Below are 19,509 nucleotides of genomic sequence, written 5' to 3' on the forward strand. Positions count from 1 at the left end.
CGCGCCGCGGTCGATCAACGGGTGGTGCCTGGCACCTTCGGAAGCGCACCGCCGGCGGCCGCGTTGCGGTCCGGGCGGAAGTTGGAGAAGTCGGCGCCGGGGATCCCGTGCACCGCTTCGAGGGAGGTCTCGATGGCGTACGCCTCGGAGTCCTCCGGGCCGACGAGCGGCAGACGGACGCGCGGGCTGCCGATGCGGCCGAGCCCGTGCAGGATGTACTTCGCCGCGACGGTGCCGGGCACGTGGGTCATCACCGCGCGCACGAGCGGCTCGATGCGCTGGTGCTCGCGGGTGGCCGTGGCGAGGTCCCCGGCGTTCACGGCGTCGATGATCGTGCGGTACGGCGTGCTGGTGATGTTCGCCGTCACGCCGATGAGTCCGGTGGCGCCGATCGACAGGTGCGGGAGCACGTTCGTGTCGTCGCCGGAGAAGTACATCAGGTCGGTGTTGTTCAGCACGCGGGACACCTCGGCGAAGTCGCCCTTGGCGTCCTTCACGGCGAGGATGTTCGGGTGGTGCGAGGCCCGCACGATGGTCTCGTACGTGATCGGGATGCCGGTGCGACCGGGGATGTCGTAGAGGATCACCGGCAGGTCGGTGGCATCCGCGATCATCCGGAAGTGCGTCAGCACGCCCGACTGGGTCGGCTTGTTGTAGTACGGCGTGACGATCATCACACCGTCGGCGCCGGCCTTCTCGCTCTGCTTGTAGAGGTGGATCGCGTGCGCGGTCTCGTTCGAGCCACCGCCCGTGATGATCTTCGCGCGGCCGCCGGCGACGGACTTGCCGACCTCGACCAGGCGGAGCTTCTCCGGGTCGGTGAGCGTCGAGGTCTCACCCGTGGTGCCGGTGACGACGATGCCGTCGGCGCCGGCGGTGATGCAGTCGTCGATGTGCTGCTCGACGCCGGGCCAGTCCACTTCGCCGTCAGCGGTGAACGGGGTCACGAGGGCGACGAGGACCTGACCGAAGGGATTCTCACGCGGGGACACGGGCACCAGCGTACCGGGGATGCGGACCGGTTCGGCCGTCCGGATGGACGGTGGTCGGACGGGAGGCCCGGTGCGGCCCCGTCACGCCGGTGGCGACCGGCGGGCGGGCGCGTCTCAGGCGCGGCGTCGCCACTCGACGAAGCGGTAGCGGACGCCGCCGTTGCGGGACTCGTGCCAGGCGCCGTCGTCGACGACCTGCCAGGTGTCGGTCTGGTCGCCGATCGCCGGCGCGGTCGTGTCGCCGGGGACGTCCGTGTCGATCACGGTCTCGGACACCCGGTCGGCGAACGGCAGCGCGGCCGCGTAGACCTGGCCACCGCCGATGATCCACACGGGTTCGTCGGTGTCGAGCGCCGTCGCCAGGTCGTGCACGACCTCGGCCCCCTCGGCCGTCCACGACTCGTCACGGGTCAGGACGACGTTGCGGCGGCCGGGCAGGGGTCGGAAGCGCGGCGGGAGCGAGTCCCAGGTGCGCCGACCCATCACGACGGTGCCGGAGCCGGTGACCTGCCGGAAGTGCGCGAGGTCCTCCGGGACGTGCCACGGCATCCCGCCGTCCGCGCCGATGACCCCGCCGGTCGACCGCGCCCAGACCATCCCGACTCCGCGGATGGGTTCCGACCAGGGTTCGGTCGGCATCAGACGGCGACCGCGCCCTTGATCGCCGGGTGGTGGTGGTACCCGACGACCTCGAAGTCCTCGTACACGTAGTCGTCGATGGAGTCGCGCGGCGCGATCTCCAGCGTCGGCGGCGCGTACGGCGTGCGGGAGAGCTGCTCCTCGACCTGCGCGACGTGGTTGTCGTAGATGTGGCAGTCACCGCCGGTCCAGACGAAGTCGCCGACCTCGAGCCCGGTCTGCGCCGCGATCATGTGCGTCAGGAGCGCGTACGAGGCGATGTTGAACGGGACGCCGAGGAACATGTCCGCGCTCCGCTGGTAGAGCTGGCACGAGAGCTTGCCGTCGTTGACGAAGAACTGGAAGAACGCGTGACACGGGGCGAGCGCCATGTCCGGGATGTCCGCGACGTTCCACGCCGAGACGATCAGCCGGCGGGAGTCCGGGTTCGCCTTGATCTGCTCGATGACCTGGGCGATCTGGTCGATGTGCTCCCCCGAGGGCGTCGGCCATGAGCGCCACTGCACGCCGTACACCGGACCGAGGTCGCCGGACTCGTCAGCCCACTCGTTCCAGATCCGGACGCCGTGCTCCTGCAGCCAGGTGGCGTTGCCGTCGCCGCGGAGGAACCAGAGGAGTTCGTACGCGATCGACTTGAAGTGCACGCGCTTCGTGGTGATGAGCGGGAAGCCCTCGGACAGGTCGTAGCGGAGCTGCGCGCCGAAGACGCTGCGGGTGCCGGTCCCGGTGCGGTCGCCCTTCGGAGCGCCCTCGGTGAGGACGCGGCGGAGCAGGTCTTCGTACGGGGTGGCAACGGTGGCGTCGGGCTGGACGGTCGCAGTGTCGGTCACGGCAGAAGCCTAAACGGGACCACCCACACTGGCGAGCCGACCTGCGCGGCGTACCCCGGGCCTCCAGTGGCGGATGCGTACCGTTGCTGCCAAGGAGGCCCACATGGCGGAACAGCCGCTCTCGATCCTGGTGGCCGGCGCGTCCGGCTTCATCGGGACCCCCCTGGTGCGTGCGCTGCGCGACGCCGGGCACCACGTCTCGACCCTGGTGCGGCGCGAACCGCACTCCCCCACCGAGTTCCGCTGGGCGCCGGGCAGCCGCCCGCTCGACCCGGCCGTGCTCGACGGCGCGGACGTCGTGATCAACCTCGCCGGTGCGAACATCGGCAAGCTGCCGTGGACCGACTCGTACAAGCTGGAGATCGAGCGCTCCCGCATCGACGCGACCGACACCCTGGTCGAGGCCATGCGGCACGCGAGCACCCCGCCGCGACTGTTCCTCTCCGGCTCCGCATCCGGCGTCTACGGCGACCGTCCGTCGGACGTGTTGCAGGACGACGCCGCAGCGGGGTCCGGGTTCCTCGCCGAGGTCTGCACCGCGTGGGAAGCAGCGGCGAACCAGGCGCCGGACGGGGTGCGCGTCGTGACCCTGCGCACCGGGATCGTCATCGGGCAGGGCGGCGGCGCGCTGGCTCCGCTCATCCCGCTCACGAAGTTCGGCCTCGGCGGTCGGCTCGGCACCGGCGGACAGCACTGGCCGTGGATCGCGCTCGAGGACGAGGTCGGGGCGATCGTGCACCTCGCGACCGCACCGGGCGCCGCGGAGGTCACCGGACCGGTGAACCTCGCGGGACCGGAGCCCGCCGTCGCCGACCGCATCACGAAGCGTGTCGCCGAGGACCTGCACCGGCCGTACGTGTTCCGGATCCCGGAGTTCGCGCTGAAGACGCTGCTGCGGGAGGCCGCTGACGAGATGCTCCTGTCGAGTCAGCAGATGGTGCCGACGAAGCTCCTGGAGTCCGGGTACACGTTCCGGTACACACGCGCCGAGGACGCGGTCGACGCGGTCTTCTAGCGCGCGTGCGTCAGCGCGGTCCGCATCGCCGCCCGGGCCCGCTTCCGGTCCCCCGCGGCGTCGTAGACGACCCCGAGCCGGAACCACGCGCGCCAGTCGTCCGGCGCCGCCTCGACCGCGGCCTTGTACTGCGGGAACAGCTCGTCCGCGGCGGCCCGGTCCGGCCGCCCCGACGGACGGACGGGGACGACGTCACCGGGTGTGCCGCCTTCGCGTTCGAGCCGGGCACCGAGACGCGTGATCCGCAACCCGAACCGGAACTCGAGCACGAGCAGCAGTGCCCCGATGACCGCGATCACGAACAGCGCGACACCGATGGCGATGCCGATCGCCAGACCCGTGGCGATGAAGGCGACGGCGCGCTGGCCGACGAGCACGATGTACAGCGCGAGCAGCACCGTCATCAGGGCTGCGCCCCAGAACGGCGAGCGGATCCCCACGGTCAGCCGATGCCGAGCACGGAGCCGAGCCCGACGGTGAGGCCGCGGAGGTCGACGACCGCGGACAGTGCGGCGCGGATGCCCGGCGCGTAGGCGATGTCGTCGTTGGTGTCGTGCCGGATCGTCAGGGTCTCCCCCGGGCCGCTCAGCACCACGTCCTGCACGGCCTTCACGCCGGGCAGTCGCAGCGAGTGGATCGGCACGCTCGCGACCTGCTGCCCACGGGCGCGCTGGTCGACGTGCGGGGCGTCGACGGGGCCGACGTCCCGACGCGCCTCGGAGATGAGCTCCGCGGTGCGCACCGCGGTGCCGGACGGGGAGTCGATCTTGCCGGCGTGGTGCGTCTCGATGATCTCGATCGCGGGGAACCACGGCGCGGCGATCGTGGCCAGGTGCGTGCCGAGGACGGATCCGATCGAGAAGTTCGGGACGACGAAGGCCCCCTGCTCCGGCCGTTCCGCGAGCGCGGTCCTGAGCGATGCCAACCGGCTCGCCGACCAGCCGGAGGTGCCGACCAGCACGTTCGCGCCGCTCTCCAGCGCGTTCGAGACGATCGCCGGGCTGAGCGCCGGGACCGTCACGTCGACGACGACCGCGGCACCGTTGAACACCGACGGACCGGCTTCGTGCGCGCCGTCCTTCGACGACAGGCTCGCGACGAGCTCGAAGCCCGGCAGTTCCTCGACCACGGCGGCGACGAGGCCCCCGAGTCGACCGGTGGCGCCGACGACGGCGACGGGAGTGACCATGCGCTCCATCCTAGGATCGACGCATGACCATCGATCGCACCCCGGTCACCGTGCGCACCGTCCCGGCGGACCTGCCCGAGGTCGATGCGCTCCTCGACGCCTACCTCGACGAGCGCGAGGCGACGTTCCCGAGCGCGCAAGGGACGTACTCCCGGAAGCGCACGCCGGCGGTGGAGTTCACGCCGCCGCGGGGTGTGTTCGTCGTGGCGTACGACCCGGACGGCGTCCCGATCGGCTGCGGCGGACTCCGGCGCATCACGGACGACGGCGACGACGTCCGGTTCGAGGTCAAGCACGTGTTCGTCTCGCCGGCGGGCCGCGGCCGCGGGGTCGCGACGGCGGTCATGGACGAACTCGAACGCGCGGGTGCCGCACTCGGGGCGACGGCGATCGTGCTCGACACGAACGACTCCCTCGTCGCGGCCGGCGCGATGTACCGCAGCCGCGGCTACGCCCGCGTCGACCCCTTCAACGACAACCCGAACGCGACCGCCTGGTACCGCAGACCCGTCGGGCAGCGTCCCTAGACCGGCTGGGCGACCGGCAGCCCCGTCCGCAGCTCGACCGGCAGGTGCGCCGTGTCGTTGAGCGTCACGAGCTCGGCGGGCTTCGCGGACCGGATCCGGATCACCGTCAGCGCCGTGTGTGCGACGTTCGTGCCCATCCAGCGCCACTCCGGCGCCTGGAAGACCTCTCGCACGAACCACCCGATCACGGCGTTGTGCGTGATGATCAGGTCGTGCCGGTCCTGCATGGCCGGGGTGAACCACTCCGCGACGGCGTCGCCCATCTGGGCCTGCCCGGCGATGATCTCCTCCTCGGTGATCCCGCCGTAGAACTTCTTGTACGCGGTCGGCATGTCCGGGGTGGGACCGGACGGGATGCAGTCGAAGAGCAGCGTCGACGGCTCCGGCTGGATCGCCGGCAGTCGCTGCGCCAGGAACGACGCGGTCTCGGTCGGCGCGTCGAGCGGCGAGTGGTAGACGCCGTCGAAGGGCACCCCGCCGAGCCGGTCGGCGATGAGCATGGACTGCCGCTTGCCGCGCTCGGACAGCTTGCCGTCGCGGAGGCCGTGCTCAGCGTCCTGGTGCTCGCCGTGGCGCACGAGGTAGAGGTAGTGCGACATCTCCCGCATCAACCGCCGATGCCGATCGCGCTCTCGAGAGCCGCGCGCTCGACGTCCCCGACGACCGCGGTGATCTTCGGGCGGGTCAGGAGGTCACGTGCCAGGTCGAGCACGTCGCCCCTGGAGACCCGGTCGACCCGCTGGAGGGCGGTGTCGAGATCGGTGAACTCGCCGGTGCCGAGCTCGGCGCGACCGAGGCGGGTCATCCGGGCGTCCGAGTCCTCGAGCGAGAGCGTCAGCGCGCCCTCGATCTGGCCCTTGGCACGACGCAGCTCGTCGTCCGTGATGCCCGAGTCGACCATCCGCTCGAACTCGGCGTCGACGATGTCGATCACCCCGGCGACGTTGTCCGGGGCGCAGCCCGCGTAGACCCCGAAGGCGCCGTTGTCGAGGTAGGCGGGTGCGAAGGACGACACCGCGTAGGCGAGACCACGGCGCTCGCGGACCTCCTGGAAGAGCCGGGAGCTCATGCCCCCGCCGAGGACGGCGTTCAGCACGCTCAGCACGGGGCGGCGTTCGTCACGGAGGTCGAGGCCCTGCGAGCCGCGCAGCATGCTGACCTGCTCGGTGGGGCGGTGCACGACCGTGAGCTGTTCGGCGGCGCGGTCGGCGACGGGCTTCGCGGTGCGCCGCGCGACCGGGGCCGCCTTGTCGGCGTTCTGGAAGACCTCTTCGACGAGGGCGCAGAAGCGGTCGTGGTCGACGGCGCCGGCGGCGGTGATGACCAGCCCGCTCGGCGCGTAGTGCTCGGCGTAGTGCGCCATCACCTCGTCACGCTGCACCGCGCGGATGCTCTCCGGGGTGCCGCCGATCGGACGGCCGAGGGCGTGCCCCTCGAAGGCGGAGGCGAAGAACGCTTCTCCGGCGAGGTCGGCCGGGTCGTCCGCGGCCATCGCGAGTTCTTCGAGGATGACCCCGCGCTCGATGTCGAACGCCTGCGGCTCGAGCACCGAGTTGGTCACCATGTCACCGATCACCCGGACGGCCATCGGGACGTCGGCGTCGCGGACGCGGGCGTAGTAGCAGGTGTACTCCTTGGCGGTCGCGGCGTTGTGCTCGCCACCGACGGAGTCGAACGCGACGGCGATGTCGAGTGCGCTGCGCGTGGTCGTGCCCTTGAACAGCAGGTGTTCGAGGAAGTGCGTGGAGCCGAACTGGCCTTCGCGTTCGTCGCGGGAGCCGACCCCGACCCAGTAGCCGATGCTCGTCGAGTGGGACGCCGGAACGGCCTCGGTCAGCACGCGGACGCCCGACGGGAGGACGGAACGGCGGACGAAGGATCCCCCGGACGTCAGGAACGACGTGTCCGGGGCCTGGAGGGGCAACGGCACTGGGTGGTTCATCGCCGTCGAGCCTACTGACTCTCCGGGGTGCCTCATCCAGCATCTGGACTGTGCCTCGAAGTGGGGTACAGAAATTGAGGACAGACCGACTCGTCTGTCTGTCCTCCTTGTGCTACAGTCGTGCATGCCGGATCGGTAGTCCCCCTAGATTCCGATCCGGTGGCTCGGGACATCAGTCCTCGGCGGCACGAGTCCCCCCGCTCAGCCGCGGAGCCGATGAGTCCCAAGGAGAGCCACGCTGTGACGGTCGATTCCCCCCAACCGGCCGTCCAGCGTCTCCTTGGACCGAGCGATCCGAACCTTCCGTCGCCGGACGGGTCGAGCCTCCCCCCGGCTCCCCGTCCCGGCGGCGCGAAGGTCCGGATCCTCGAGACGGCAACGCGGCTGTTCTACGAAGAGGGCATCCACAGCGTCGGCGTCGACCGCCTCATCTCCGAGGCGAGCGTCACGAAGGCGACGTTCTACAAGCACTACGGGTCGAAGGACAACCTGATCCTCGCCTACATCCGGGCGCAGCACGACCACGTGCAGGACCGCTTCGAGCGACTCATCGCCGACGCCGACTCCCCCGCGCAGGCCGTCCGGTCCTGGGTCACCGCCGTCGCCGACGAGGTGCACGAGCCCGGTTTCCGCGGTTGCGCGTTCCTCAACGCCGCGGCGGAGTACCACGACCCGCGCGACCCCGTACGCGAAGTCGTCGCGAGCCACCGCGACTGGTACACCGAGCGCCTCGCCGACCTCCTGCAGGAAGCGGGTCACCCGCTGCCCGGCGACGGCGCGGACGAGCTCATGCTCGCCCGGGACGGCGCGATGTCCGGCGCGTACGCGGGCGACGCGATCGCCGCGACGGCGGCGCTCGGCCGGGTCGCCGAGCGCGTCCTCGCCGGCTGAGCGAGCGGGCTGAGCGCGCCTGCCGAGCTGGCCGACCGCCGCTTTCCGCGCACCCCTGGTGATGCCCCCTCTTCGGGGGTAGCTTGACGCGCACGATCGACCAACCCGCCGATCGCGATCCCGTCGACCCGTTTCCCTGCAGCGTCGGCGGGACCTCAGTGCTGCCAGCACGACTCGAGGACAACGATGTTCGACAACGCCTTCATCCGCCATGCCGTCGACCGGAGCGCCGAGAACGCTCTCGACCGCCGACGCTTCTTCGCAGCCGCCGGTGTCGCCGGCGCCTCAGCCGGCCTCGCCGCGCTCGGCACCTCGGTGCTCTCCGCCGCTCCCGCCGTCGCCACCCCGCAGGAGGACGGCGCCGTGTCCGACGCCGCCATCCTCAACTTCGCGCTCAACCTCGAGTACCTCGAGGCCGAGTTCTACCTCCGCGCCGTCTTCGGCACCGGCCTCGCCGCCAGCATGACCGGAGGCATCGACCCCCAGGGGCCGGTCGTCGGCGGCCGCCGGGTCCCGTTCAAGACCCCCGCCATCAGGGGCATCGCGACCGAGATCGCGAACGACGAGCGGGCGCACGTCGCGTTCCTCCGGTCCGCGCTCGGCGGCGCCGCGGTGGCCCGGCCGAAGATCGACTTCACGAACAGCTTCACCGCGGCCGCCCGGGCCGCCGGGGTCGTCGGGCCGACCGGCAGGTTCGACCCCTTCGCGAGCGAGGAGAACTTCCTGCTCGGCGCGTACGTGTTCGAGGACGTGGGGGTCACCGCCTACAAGGGTGCGGCCCCGCTGATCACCAACAAGACGTACCTCAGCGCCGCCGCGGGGATCCTCGCGGTCGAGGCCTACCACGCCGGCATCATCCGCTCGAAGCTCTACGACAAGGGACTGCAGGTGCCGGCGAACAAGATCTCCGACGCCCGCGACTCCCTCGACGGCGGCACCGACGACGACCAGGGCATCACGACCCGGGCCGGCGCGGTGAACTTCGTCCCGACCGACGCGAACTCGCTCGCGTACGGCCGCACCGCGGAACGCGTGCTCAACATCGTGTTCCTCAACCCGAACCAGATCGACAAGGGCGGCTTCTTCCCCGAGGGCGTGAACGGCGCCATCGTCGCGAGCGGCAACCCCGGCAGCGCGACCGGCCCCGCCTGATCCGCCGGTCTCGGCCGCGCGTCGCGCGCCGCGCGCCGCGCGCGCCGCGCGCGTCGCGCGCGTCGTGCGCTCCCGCTGAGATCGCACCATCTGTCGCTCCGCCGCGGCGGACCCGACACGGATCGCGATCTCGGCGGCGCACCAACGAAGCGTCCGACCACGACCGGACGGGCGCGCCCCGCTCAGCGGCAACGCGAAGCGTTGCGCGGGGCGCGCCGACCGAGCCTGCGAGGGAAGGGTGCCAGCTGGCACCGGGCCTCCCGTCCGCCCCCAGGGCACGCGCACGCTCGCTGAGATCGCACCATCTGTCGCCCGGCACCGTCTGACGCGACAGGTCCTGCGATCTCGGCCGCGGGACGCCGTCCCGGTCGTCCCCTGGGGGCGACCGGGACGCCGTCCCGGTCGCCCCCAGGGGACGGGTGGTTGCCTGGGTACATGGCCAACGACCCGCTCTGGCGCCTCCCCGAGGTGCCCACCTTCACCCTGACCAGCCCCGACTTCACCGACGGCGGCGAGCTGCCCACCTCCGCACGCGGCTCCGACGTCGGCGGCGAGGACCGCTCCCCCGAACTGACGTGGTCCGGCGCACCGGAGGGCACCCAGAGCTACGTGCTCACCGTGTACGACCCCGACGCCCCGACCGGCTCCGGCTTCTGGCACTGGGCCGTGTCCGACATCCCCGGTGACGTGACCTCGCTCCCCGCCGGTGCCGGGACCGACGACGCCCTGTTGCCGGCCGCCGCACTCCGACGTCACAACGAGTTCGGTTCGGACACGTTCCTCGGGGCCGCTCCGCCCGCCGGACACGGCTCACACCGGTACTTCTTCACGCTGAGCGCCCTCGACGTCCCACTGCTCGAGGTCCCCGTCGACGCGACCCCCGCGGTCGTCGGGTTCATGCTCCGCGATCACCTGCTCGCCCGCGCCGTCCTGATGGGCACGCAGGAGACCCCCGCCGCCTGAGCCCGCACACGCGGAACGGCCGCCGCCCCGAGGGGCGACGGCCGTTCGTGCTGTCAGGCGACTGGCTGGGTTCAGCCCTCGGCCGGCGCGGTGGCGTGGGTCTCGTGACCCGCGCCGCCCTCGACGTCGACCTCGTCCGCCACGACCGGCGCGAGCGAGAGCTTGCCGCGGTCGTCGACCTTGGTGACCTCGACCAGGATCTTCTGGCCGACGCCGAGGACGTCCTCGACGTTCTCCACACGCTTGCCACCGGCGAGCTTGCGCACCTCGGAGACGTGGAGCAGACCGTCGCGACCCGGGAGCAGCGACACGAAGGCGCCGAAGGTGGCGATCTTCACGACGGTGCCGAGGAACTGGTCCCCGATCTCCGGGTTGGTCGGGTTCGCGATCGCGTTGACCTGGGCGCGAGCCGCCTCGGCCGACGGACCGTCGACGGCGCCGATGTAGACGGTGCCGTCGTCCTCGATGGAGATGTCGGCACCGGTCTCGTCCTGGATGCCGTTGATCGTCTTGCCCTTCGGGCCGATCAGCTCGCCGATCTTGTCGACGGGGATCTGCACGGAGATGACACGCGGCGCGGTGTCCGCCATCTCGTCGGGGGCATCGATCGCCTCGGTGAGGACACCGAGGATGGCCGAACGGGCTTCCTTGGCCTGCTTCAGCGCGGCGTCGAGCACCGACGACGGGATGCCGTCGAGCTTGGTGTCGAGCTGGATCGCGGTGACGAACTCCGAGGTACCGGCGACCTTGAAGTCCATGTCGCCGAGTGCGTCCTCGGCACCGAGGATGTCGGTCAGCGCCGCGTAGCGGGTCTGGCCGTCGACGGTGTCGGAGACGAGGCCCATCGCGATGCCCGCGACCGGTGCCTTGAGGGGCACACCGGCGTTGAGGAGCGACAGGGTCGAGGCGCAGACGGAGCCCATCGACGTCGAGCCGTTGGAGCCGAGGGCCTCGGACACCTGACGGATCGCGTAGGGGAACTCCTCGCGCGAGGGCAGCACCGGCACGAGGGCGCGCTCGGCGAGGAAGCCGTGCCCGATCTCGCGACGCTTCGGCGAACCCACGCGGCCGGTCTCGCCGGTCGAGTAGGGCGGGAAGTTGTAGTGGTGCAGGTAACGCTTCTTCGTGACGGGCGACAGCGAGTCGATCTGCTGCTCCATCTTGAGCATGTTCAGCGTGGTGACGCCCAGGATCTGGGTCTCGCCGCGCTGGAAGATCGCCGAACCGTGGACGCGCGGGATCACGGCGACCTCGGCGTCGAGCGGACGGATGTCGGCGAGGCCGCGGCCGTCCATGCGGATCTGCTCGGTCAGGATGCGGCCGCGGACGACCTTCTTCGTGACCGACTTGTAGGCGCCGCTGACCTGGCCGTTGGCGCTCTCAGGGAGCTCGCCGGCCGTCACCTTGGCGGCGATGGCCTCCTTGACGCGGGCCTTGAGGGCGTCGTCCGCGTCCTGGCGCTCGAGCTTGCCGGCGATCTTGTAGACGTCGCCGAGCTCGGCGAGGGCGATGGCCTCGACCGCGTCGTAGACCTCGGGGGCGTACGGCGGGAAGACCGGGTAGTCCTGGATCTCCTTGGCCGACTGCGCGGCCATCTTCGCCTGCGCCTCGACGAGGACCTTGAGGAACGGCTTCGCCGCCTCGAGACCCTGCGCGACGACGGCCTCGTCGGGCTTGGTGGCGCCGCCCTGGATGAGGTCCCAGCTGTGCTCGGTGGCCTCGGCCTCGACCATCATGATGGCGACGTCCTCGTTGCCCGCCTCGTCCGTGACGACACGGCCGGCGACGGTGAGGTCGAAGACGGCGTCAGCGAGCTGCGACGCCTTCGGGAACGCGACCCACTGGTCGGTGCCGTTCGCGCCGGGGATGAGCGCGAGGCGCACGCCGGCGATCGGGCCGGAGAACGGCAGGCCGGAGATCTGCGTGGACGCCGATGCCGCGTTGATCGCGAGCGCGTCGTAGAACTCGTCCGGAGCGATGCTCAGGACGGTGATGACGATCTGGACCTCGTTGCGGAGGCCGTCGACGAACGACGGGCGCAGCGGCCGGTCGATGAGTCGGCAGACGAGGATCGCCTCGGTCGAGGGGCGGCCTTCACGACGGAAGAACGAGCCGGGGATCTTGCCGGCAGCGTACGAGCGCTCCTCGACGTCGACCGTCAGCGGGAAGAAGTCGAAGCCCTCACGCGGGTGCTTGCCGGCGCTGGTGGCCGAGAGCAGCATGGTCTCTTCGTCCAGGTACGCGGCGACGGCACCCTGTGCCTGCTGCGCGAGACGGCCGGTCTCGAACCGGACCGTCCTGGTGCCGTAGCGACCGTTGTCGATGATCGCTTCAGCGAACTTGATTTCGGGACCCTCCAAGAGGATGCCTCCTTGCGTCTGTGATGCAGCAGACCCGGCCTCGGGCACACGCGTGCACGTGCGCTCCACGACGCGGAACGCATGCCTGGCCAGCAGTAGAAGCAGTCGGGACGTGATCGGCCCGCATGCCACCACCGATGACCAGCTTCGTGCCGGTCTGCGTGCGATGTTGTGTGTCGTCTCGGGAAACGGTCCCCAGACACCGCGACTTTAGCATTCAGCGGTGCATCGACGGCGAGGCTGGTGGCGAACGGGCGTGTCCCCGATAGCCTTCGACCATGCGTCGATCCCCTGTCAGACGCGTGCTCGTCGCGGCCGCAGTGCTCGTCGGTGCGCTCGTCGCCCCCGTCGTGACCGCCGTCCCCGCGAGCGCGACGGACTACCCGAGCTGGCAGGACGTCGAGAAGGCCAAGGGGAACGAGCAGGCGAAGGCCGCCGAGGTCGACAAGGTGCAGGCCGCGCTGCAGTCTGCCCAGGCCGAGGCCGCGACCAAGTCGCAGGCCGCGCTCGACGCGTCCGCGAAGGCGACCGCAGCCGAGGCGGACCTGAGTGAAGCCACCCAGACCGCCACGAGCCTCCAGGCCCAGGCCGACCAGGCGTCGGCGACCGCGAAGCGCGCACAGACGCGTGCCGGACAGCTCGCCGCCAACCTGTACCGCGACGGGTCGACGAACCAGATGACCACGCGCATCGCGACCGCGAAGGACCCCGACGAACTGCTGTACCAGCTCGGCGCGCTCGACCAGCTCTCGAGCAGCTGGGCGGGCGTGATGGACGAGGCGTCCGTCGCCGCGAAGACCGCGTCGTCGCTGCACGACCAGGCGAAGCGCGCCGAGACCGAGCGAGCCTCCCTCGCCCAGGCCGCCGAGGAACGTTCGGCCGAGGCGAAGTCGGCGGAGCAGGTCGCCGACGCAGCCGTCGCGTCGACCAAGGACCACAGCGACGAGCTGTACGCGCAGCTGGCATCACTCAAGGACACCAGCGCCGCGACCGAGCAGCAGTACGAGGTCGGGCAGGCGGTCGCGGCCCAGGCTGCGGCACAACGTGCGGCGGCGAAGGCGGCCGCGGAAGCGAAGGCATCGGCTGCCGCGACCACGACCACGGGGAGCTCCGCGAGCGCCGGGACGTCCTACCCGAGCACCGCCGGCGTGACGGTGGACCCGGCGGCGGCGAAGGCCTACGCCCGGAGCGTCCTCGGCAACTACGGCTGGGGCGACGACCAGTACGGCTGCCTCGTGTCGCTGTGGACGCAGGAGTCGGGGTGGCGGGCGAACGCGCTGAACTCCTCGAGCGGTGCGTACGGCATCCCGCAGTCCCTGCCGGCGAACAAGATGTCCGCCGCCGGAGCCGACTGGCGGACGAACCAGAACACCCAGATCAACTGGGGCCTGGCCTACATCAAGAGCTCCTACGGCAGCCCGTGCGGCGCGTGGAACCACGAGATGAGCGTCAACCCGCACTGGTACTGAGCGACAGCGCCCGAGCGGCCGCCAGCGCCTCGTTCAGGCGACCTCGCGCTCCTCGGGCCAGCCGCCCACCCGGATGACCTCGCCGTCCGCGGCGACGAGCCGGGCGGCGACACCGTGCTCGCGGAGCATCGGCAGCGCCCGGTGCCCACGGACCACGGCCGCGGTGGTCATCGTGTTCGCGGCGACACAGGACGGCGCGACGACCGTGACGCTCCGCCACACCGGGTCCGCCGGCAGTCCCCAGCGCGGGTCGAGGATGTGGTGCCGGGCCGTCCCGTCCTGCTCCCACCGGCGCTTCTGCGTGCTCGAGGTCGCCACGGACCAGCCGGCACCGAGGGTGATCCGGTCCTCGGGGTCGTCGTCCAGGTCCCGCACGCGCACCTGCCACCCGCCGCGCGGCTCCGGGCCGGCGGTGGCGACGTCCCCGCCGAGCGCGACGAGCACGCCGACGCCGAGCCGGGCGGTGACGCTCGCGGCGGCCAGGTCGGCGGCCACGGCCTTCGCCGTCGCGCCGAGGTCGAGGACGACGCCGTGCGGCACCCGCAGGAAGGTCCCGGAGAGCAGCACCCGTCGCCACGCCGGACGTCCGTCGAGCGCCGCCGCGAGTTCGGCGGGCTCCGGGACGACCCGGGCGTCGGCGAACGCGGCGTCGTAGCCGAGCGACACCATCCGGGCGCCGAGCGTCGGGTCGACGTCGCCGGACGTGGTCTCGGCTGCGTCGAGCGCCTGGTGGACGAGGCTGGCGAGGAGCGGGCTGACCACGGCGCCGCGCTCGAGCTCCCCGGCCCGCGCGAGCAGTTCCGAGTCCGGCCGGAACCGGCTGCACGCGGCCTCGACGGCTGCGGTGACCTCGCGCACGCAGGACTCGGCGGCGGCGAGGTGGCGGCGGTCCCGGTGGTCGAGGACGACCGAGGCGGTGGTGGTCCAGAGGTCCCACGACGTGCTGGCGCGCATGGTCACGACCCCGTCGTCATCGCGTCGGAGTTGCCGGCACGGCCCGGGGCGACACCCGAGTCGGCGGCCGCCAGGGTCACAGTCGCCTGAGTCGCAGTCGCCTGAGTCGCGTCCGCCAGGGTCGCAGTCGCCTGAGTCGCGTCCGCCAGGGTCGCGTCCGCCTGGTGCCCGACCCAGAACCCGCCACCGGTGACGAGCGCCACCGCGAGCCCGCCCGCGCCGACGATCGCCGTCGTGGTCCGTCCGGACCGTTTGCCGTTGGTGTCCATCGTTCCTCCTCGCCGTCACCACGAGGTTGGCAGCCGGGACGATGGATTCCCCGGGCGGGTGCTGCACCCGGGCCCGGGGATCCCTGTGTCGGCGATGAGAGCGCCGGTCGGACTAGTGCCCGAGTCCGCCGAGCAGGCTCGCGAAGTCCGCCACCTCCGGCAGGGCGTCCGCCTCCTGTGGGTTCCGACGGGAGGCTCCGATCGCCCAGGCCAGGTCGGCCCCGGCCCGGCGGATGCGTCCGTCGAGTGCCGCCTGGTCACCTCGGGTGCCCCAGTCGTCGGTCGCGGCGAACACGCCGGTGGGCACGACGGCTGCGCGGAGGTACGCGAACACGGGACGCATCGCGTGCTCGATCGCCAGCGAGTGGCGGGAGGTGCCACCGGTCGCCGCCAGGAGGACCGGCATGTCGGCGAGGGCGTCCTTGTCCATCACGTCGAGGAACGACTTCGCGAGCCCGCTCATCCCCGCGGTGAAGATCGGCGAGACGAACACGAGCGCGTCGGCCTCGACGACCGCGGCGGTGGCCGCTGCCAGTGCCGGCGCCTGGAACCCGGTGAGCATCGCGTCGGTGATCTCGTGGGCCAGCGGACGCAGGTCGACGTGCACGACGCGGGGCGAGCCTCCCGTCCCGGTCGTCTCGATGGCGGCGACGGCGGACTCGGCCAGCCGGTCGGCGAGCAGTCGGGTCGACGACGGCTCGGAGAGCCCGGCGGAGACGACGGCGATGGTGGTCATGGTGACTCCCGATCTTTCAATGCGTTTGCATGAACATCGTAGCCAACCGAGGAGGGAACGCAAGCATTCCCGGCAACGGAGAACGCCCCGGTCCTCAGCGAAGAGGACCGGGGCGTTCGATCAAGCCGTGTGTTCGTCGACGAGCGGCGATGCCTTAGCGGCGCAGGCCGAGGCGCTCGATGAGCGCACGGTAGCGAGCGATGTCGACGTTGGAGAGGTAGCCGAGGAGACGGCGACGCTGACCGACCATGAGCAGCAGACCACGACGCGAGTGGTGGTCGTGCTTGTGCTCCTTGAGGTGCTCGTTCAGGTCGTTGATACGACGCGTCAGAACGGCGACCTGGACCTCGGGGGATCCGGTGTCGCCCGGGTGGGTCGCGTACTCTTCGATGATCTCCTGCTTGACCTGTGCGTCAAGTGCCATTGGTGATCCCCTTTCGATCCGTTGCGCGGTGCTCATGCCTGATGCATGGGCGCTCTTTGTCCGCGGCCGTTCTACGGCAACCGCACAAGACTACCAGAGCGCGAGCGGCACCAGGGGCGTCAGACGGTCCGTGCCCGCAGGCGTCGCCGCCGGGGTGCTGGCATCAGGCTGCGCACGAGGCCGACGAGCGTGGCGCCGAGCAGGCCGCCCATGCCGTTCGACAGGACGTCGCGCGGGTCCGAGACACGGTTCGGCAGCAGTGCGCCCTGCGCGAGCTCGATGCCGCCGGACAGGCCGACCGCGATCAGCACGCCGAGGAACCACCAGCGGCGCGGGAGCCACATCGCGGCGATCATCCCGACGGGCACGAACATGGCGATGTTGGCGAGGAACTCGGTGCGGTCGTAGGTCAGCCACGAGCCGTGCGGCAGGTGCTGCGCCCAGGCGAGCGCGTGCAGGACGAGGGAGTTCTCGGCGGACGTGAACACGTGCGGCGTCAACGTCATCCGCCAGATCACCCAGGCGTACGCCGCCGTGAGGGCGAGCAGGAGGAGTTTCCGGAACATCCCGACAGTGTGGGTCATCTGCCTGCCAGAGTCCTGGAGCGCTCCTGGGGAGATCCGTACGATGGTGACGACGAGCCCGACGGGACACGGTCAGATCAGGAGCACCGCCGATGCCGGACCAGGACACGACGAAGCACCGACATCGACGACGGCTGTCGAGCGCTGCACGCCAGTGGGTGCTCATCGGCGCGGTCGCCGTCGTCGTGGCCGCGGTCGTCGTGACCGTCTCGGTGTGGCTGCCGAACCGCCCGAACGGGCCCGACGGGCGCCGGATCGTCGAGCGGGCGACGGCCGCGCAGGCCTTCCCCGGCGGCCTCGCCCGGCAGCCGGCGAGCGAGAACCAGCCCGGCATGCGCGAACGGGTGGCGCGCCAGGACGGCGAGGACACCACCGCCGACCGCATCGCCGAGATCGCGGACCAGCCGATCGCGACCTGGCTGACGAACACCTCGGTCACGAAGACCCGCGCCACGATCCGGCAGGTGGTCGCGAACGCGGCGTCGCAGGACAAGACGCCGGTGTTCGTGCTCTACAACGTGCCCGACCGCGACTGCGGCAGCTACTCCAAGGGCGGCACGACGGCGTCGGAGTACCTGCCCTGGGTGCGCTCGGCCGTGCGTGCGATGGCGGGGTCGCACGCCGTGGTCCTCGTGGAGCCCGACGCCATCGCGCAGATCCAGGTCTGCAAGCGCCTGCTCGACTCGCGGCTGCCGCTGCTCCGGAAGGCGGTCGGTGAACTCTCCGGACACGGGCTCACGGTGTACCTCGACGGCGGGAACGAGAACCGTGTCCCCACCGCGAAGATGGCCGGCTGGCTGCGGAAGGCCGGGATCGACCAGACCCAGGGCTTCTTCACCAACGTCTCGAACTTCTACCGGGTGGACCAGGAGCGGACGTACGCGGACGGCCTCGCGGACGCGATCGGCGGCGACCCGCACTTCGTCATCGACGTCTCCCGGAACGGCCAGGGCTGGCGCGGCACGTGGTGCAACCCCGACGGCGCGGGGCTCGGCCAGGATCCGCACGTGGCCGCGGGGTCGTCCCGGCTGGACGCGCTGCTCTGGGTGAAGACCCCAGGGCTCAGCGACGGCACCTGCAACGGCGGCCCGGCCGCGGGTCAGTGGTGGGAGTCGTACGCGCTCGCGCTGGTCGAGAACCGCAAGGGCAGCTGAGGACATCCGATCGGGAGGCTGAACCGGCGTCCGATGTCGGTGCCCGGGGGTTGCATGGGCACCATGACCGCCGCCCAGCTCCGATCCGTCGTCCCGCCGTACCTGCTGCGCGCCATCGCGGACGCGCCCACCGACGCGTTCCCCCGCGCCACCCCGGCGGCGCGCACGGCGCTCGCCTCCCTCGAGACCGTCCAGGCACCCAAGCGCGAAGCCCGGCTCGGCGTGCGTCACCCGGCCACGGCGCCGGACCGCTCACCACAGCGGAGCATCTTCGACGCGAAGGGGTCCACCACGCTGCCGGGCACGCTCGTCCGGAGCGAAGGGGGCCCCGACTCCGGCGACGCCGCCGTGGACGAGGCGTACGCCGGCCTCGGGGCGACGCACGCGTTCTGGCTCGACGTGTTCGGCCGGGTGTCGATCGACGGCGCCGGGCTCCCGCTCGACGCCAGCGTGCACTACGGGCAGGACTACGACAACGCGTACTGGGACGGAACCCGGATGGTCTTCGGCGACGGTGACGGCGAGGTGTTCAACCGCTTCACGATCGCGCTCGACGTGATCGGCCACGAGCTCACGCACGGCGTCACCCAGTACACCGCGGACCTGACGTACCAGGGGCAGTCCGGCGCGCTCAACGAGTCGATCAGCGACGTGTTCGGTTCCCTGGTCGCGCAGTACACCGCGGGGCAGACCGCCGAGCAGGCGACGTGGCTGATCGGCGAGGGGCTGTTCACCGCCGCGGTGCACGGCGTGGCGCTGCGGTCCATGAAGGCCCCGGGGACCGCGTACGACGACCCGGTGCTCGGGAAGGACCCGCAGCCGGGGACGATGGCCGGGTACGTGGAGACCACCGACGACTCCGGCGGCGTGCACACGAACTCGGGCATCCCGAACCACGCCTTCTCCCTTGCGGCGACCGCGATCGGCGGGGACGCGTGGGACGGCGCCGGGGCCGTCTGGTGGGACGCCCTGACCTCGCCGGACGTCACCGCGTCGATCGACTTCGCCGGCTTCGCGCGGGTCACGGTCGCCGCGGCGGACACCCGCTTCGGGTCCGGCTCGTCGCAGTCGGCCGCGGTGACCGAGGCATGGCGGAACGTCGGCGTCCTGGCCTGAGAGCGCGTATTTTCGGGAGCATGCACATCGTCGTCCGCCGCAGTGGTGGCTTCGCCGGCCTCACCAGGGGCTGGCGTGTGGACACCGACGCGTGCGACGACCCCGACGGCTGGTACGACCTGGTGGGGTCACTCCCCCGCGAGTCGCCGCCGCGCCGCCGGAACTCCGTGCCCGACGACTTCGAGTGGACGATCACCGTCGCCCGCACCACCGTGCGGATGCCGGGCAGCCAGCTCGACGGACCGTGGGCCGCGCTCGTGGACCGGGTGCGCGCCGAGGGCGAGCCGACCTGACGGACGGGCT

General features: G+C 71.5%; 22 protein-coding genes. 9 read left to right on the forward strand and 13 right to left on the reverse strand.

Annotated elements, in window-relative coordinates:
- Window positions 1–14 precede the first annotated feature (14 nt).
- The 3 genes from dapA to EDF24_RS10515 all read right to left on the reverse strand — a co-directional run bounded on the left by dapA (window position 15) and on the right by EDF24_RS10515 (window position 2,461).
- Window positions 15–992, reverse strand: a complete 978-nt coding sequence (gene dapA, locus EDF24_RS10505) for a 4-hydroxy-tetrahydrodipicolinate synthase (protein WP_123656390.1) — start codon at window positions 990–992, stop codon at window positions 15–17.
- A 114-nt stretch (window positions 993–1,106) separates the two neighbouring features.
- Window positions 1,107–1,631: a dihydrofolate reductase gene (locus EDF24_RS10510; RefSeq protein ID WP_123702772.1), complete on the reverse strand. Its 525-nt coding sequence runs from the start codon at window positions 1,629–1,631 to the stop codon at window positions 1,107–1,109.
- Window positions 1,631–2,461, reverse strand: a complete 831-nt coding sequence (locus EDF24_RS10515) for a thymidylate synthase (RefSeq protein ID WP_123702774.1) — start codon at window positions 2,459–2,461, stop codon at window positions 1,631–1,633. The genes EDF24_RS10510 and EDF24_RS10515 overlap by 1 nt, the downstream gene beginning before the upstream one ends.
- A 103-nt stretch (window positions 2,462–2,564) precedes the next feature.
- Between EDF24_RS10515 and EDF24_RS10520 the strand changes: the two genes are divergently transcribed.
- Window positions 2,565–3,476 carry a TIGR01777 family oxidoreductase gene (locus EDF24_RS10520; RefSeq protein ID WP_123702776.1) on the forward strand — a complete coding sequence of 304 codons (912 nt, stop codon included), beginning with the start codon at window positions 2,565–2,567 and terminating at the stop codon, window positions 3,474–3,476.
- Here the strand turns inward: EDF24_RS10520 and EDF24_RS10525 are convergent.
- On the reverse strand, window positions 3,473–3,916 hold the full coding sequence (locus EDF24_RS10525) for a tetratricopeptide repeat protein (protein WP_395867861.1): 444 nt from the start codon (window positions 3,914–3,916) through the stop codon (window positions 3,473–3,475). The genes EDF24_RS10520 and EDF24_RS10525 overlap by 4 nt on opposite strands.
- A 2-nt stretch (window positions 3,917–3,918) precedes the next feature.
- Window positions 3,919–4,665 (reverse strand): 4-hydroxy-tetrahydrodipicolinate reductase, encoded by a 747-nt coding sequence (dapB, locus tag EDF24_RS10530; RefSeq protein WP_123703453.1) that lies wholly within the window; start codon window positions 4,663–4,665, stop codon window positions 3,919–3,921.
- Window positions 4,666–4,688: 23 nt separating this feature from the next.
- On the opposite strand from dapB, the gene EDF24_RS10535 reads away from it, so the two are divergent.
- Complete coding sequence (locus EDF24_RS10535) at window positions 4,689–5,192, forward strand: GNAT family N-acetyltransferase (protein WP_123702778.1); 504 nt, start codon at window positions 4,689–4,691, stop codon at window positions 5,190–5,192.
- Here EDF24_RS10535 and EDF24_RS10540 read toward each other — a convergent pair.
- Together EDF24_RS10540 and EDF24_RS10545 are read right to left on the reverse strand one after the other, a co-directional pair.
- Window positions 5,189–5,791 (reverse strand): histidine phosphatase family protein, encoded by a 603-nt coding sequence (locus EDF24_RS10540; RefSeq protein WP_123653899.1) that lies wholly within the window; start codon window positions 5,789–5,791, stop codon window positions 5,189–5,191. The genes EDF24_RS10535 and EDF24_RS10540 overlap by 4 nt on opposite strands.
- Before the next feature lie 8 nt (window positions 5,792–5,799).
- Window positions 5,800–7,134 (reverse strand): pitrilysin family protein, encoded by a 1,335-nt coding sequence (locus EDF24_RS10545; RefSeq protein WP_123702780.1) that lies wholly within the window; start codon window positions 7,132–7,134, stop codon window positions 5,800–5,802.
- A gap of 240 nt (window positions 7,135–7,374) precedes the next feature.
- Here EDF24_RS10545 and EDF24_RS10550 point away from each other — a divergent pair, with 240 nt between their 5' ends.
- The 3 genes from EDF24_RS10550 (at window position 7,375) to EDF24_RS10560 (ending at window position 10,140) form a co-directional block, all read left to right on the forward strand.
- Entirely contained in the window at window positions 7,375–8,025 is a 651-nt protein-coding gene (locus tag EDF24_RS10550) for a TetR/AcrR family transcriptional regulator (RefSeq protein WP_185017162.1), read from the forward strand.
- Window positions 8,026–8,211: 186 nt separating this feature from the next.
- A complete protein-coding gene (locus EDF24_RS10555) occupies window positions 8,212–9,177 on the forward strand; it encodes a ferritin-like domain-containing protein (RefSeq protein WP_123653902.1) in 966 nt (321 codons plus the stop codon).
- Window positions 9,178–9,612: 435 nt separating this feature from the next.
- On the forward strand, window positions 9,613–10,140 hold the full coding sequence (locus tag EDF24_RS10560) for a YbhB/YbcL family Raf kinase inhibitor-like protein (protein ID WP_123702782.1): 528 nt from the start codon (window positions 9,613–9,615) through the stop codon (window positions 10,138–10,140).
- Between the two features lie 71 nt (window positions 10,141–10,211).
- Here EDF24_RS10560 and EDF24_RS10565 read toward each other — a convergent pair whose 3' ends face one another.
- Window positions 10,212–12,500 (reverse strand): polyribonucleotide nucleotidyltransferase, encoded by a 2,289-nt coding sequence (locus EDF24_RS10565; RefSeq protein WP_123702784.1) that lies wholly within the window; start codon window positions 12,498–12,500, stop codon window positions 10,212–10,214.
- 278 nt (window positions 12,501–12,778) lie between these two features.
- Between EDF24_RS10565 and EDF24_RS10570 the strand changes: the two genes are divergently transcribed.
- Window positions 12,779–13,969 carry a hypothetical protein gene (locus tag EDF24_RS10570; protein ID WP_132050389.1) on the forward strand — a complete coding sequence of 397 codons (1,191 nt, stop codon included), beginning with the start codon at window positions 12,779–12,781 and terminating at the stop codon, window positions 13,967–13,969.
- A 33-nt stretch (window positions 13,970–14,002) separates the two neighbouring features.
- On the opposite strand, the gene EDF24_RS10575 is transcribed toward EDF24_RS10570, so the two are convergent.
- The 5 genes from EDF24_RS10575 to EDF24_RS10595 form a co-directional block, all read right to left on the reverse strand.
- Window positions 14,003–14,923, reverse strand: coding sequence for an FAD:protein FMN transferase (locus EDF24_RS10575; RefSeq protein WP_123702788.1), 921 nt, complete (start codon window positions 14,921–14,923; stop codon window positions 14,003–14,005).
- A gap of 2 nt (window positions 14,924–14,925) precedes the next feature.
- Window positions 14,926–15,192, reverse strand: coding sequence for a hypothetical protein (locus EDF24_RS10580; protein WP_123702790.1), 267 nt, complete (start codon window positions 15,190–15,192; stop codon window positions 14,926–14,928).
- Window positions 15,193–15,304: 112 nt separating this feature from the next.
- Entirely contained in the window at window positions 15,305–15,928 is a 624-nt protein-coding gene (locus EDF24_RS10585; protein WP_123653907.1) for a CE1759 family FMN reductase, read from the reverse strand.
- 154 nt (window positions 15,929–16,082) lie between these two features.
- Window positions 16,083–16,352 carry a 30S ribosomal protein S15 gene (gene rpsO, locus EDF24_RS10590; RefSeq protein ID WP_123653908.1) on the reverse strand — a complete coding sequence of 90 codons (270 nt, stop codon included), beginning with the start codon at window positions 16,350–16,352 and terminating at the stop codon, window positions 16,083–16,085.
- Window positions 16,353–16,471: 119 nt separating this feature from the next.
- Window positions 16,472–16,918, reverse strand: coding sequence for a VanZ family protein (locus EDF24_RS10595; RefSeq protein WP_165931566.1), 447 nt, complete (start codon window positions 16,916–16,918; stop codon window positions 16,472–16,474).
- Between the two features lie 110 nt (window positions 16,919–17,028).
- Here EDF24_RS10595 and EDF24_RS10600 point away from each other — a divergent pair, with 110 nt between their 5' ends.
- The 3 genes from EDF24_RS10600 (at window position 17,029) to EDF24_RS10610 (ending at window position 19,499) form a co-directional block, all read left to right on the forward strand.
- The gene (locus tag EDF24_RS10600; protein ID WP_123702793.1) at window positions 17,029–18,090 is read left to right on the forward strand and encodes a glycoside hydrolase family 6 protein; all 1,062 of its coding nucleotides are present in this window, start codon (window positions 17,029–17,031) and stop codon (window positions 18,088–18,090) included.
- Between the two features lie 63 nt (window positions 18,091–18,153).
- The gene (locus EDF24_RS10605) at window positions 18,154–19,206 is read left to right on the forward strand and encodes a M4 family metallopeptidase (protein WP_123703457.1); all 1,053 of its coding nucleotides are present in this window, start codon (window positions 18,154–18,156) and stop codon (window positions 19,204–19,206) included.
- A gap of 20 nt (window positions 19,207–19,226) precedes the next feature.
- The gene (locus EDF24_RS10610) at window positions 19,227–19,499 is read left to right on the forward strand and encodes a protealysin inhibitor emfourin (protein ID WP_123653912.1); all 273 of its coding nucleotides are present in this window, start codon (window positions 19,227–19,229) and stop codon (window positions 19,497–19,499) included.
- Window positions 19,500–19,509: the final 10 nt, after the last annotated feature.

Origin of the sequence: Curtobacterium sp. PhB130 (genome assembly GCF_003755165.1) — a bacterium.
In the GTDB taxonomy this organism is placed as follows: domain Bacteria; phylum Actinomycetota; class Actinomycetes; order Actinomycetales; family Microbacteriaceae; genus Curtobacterium.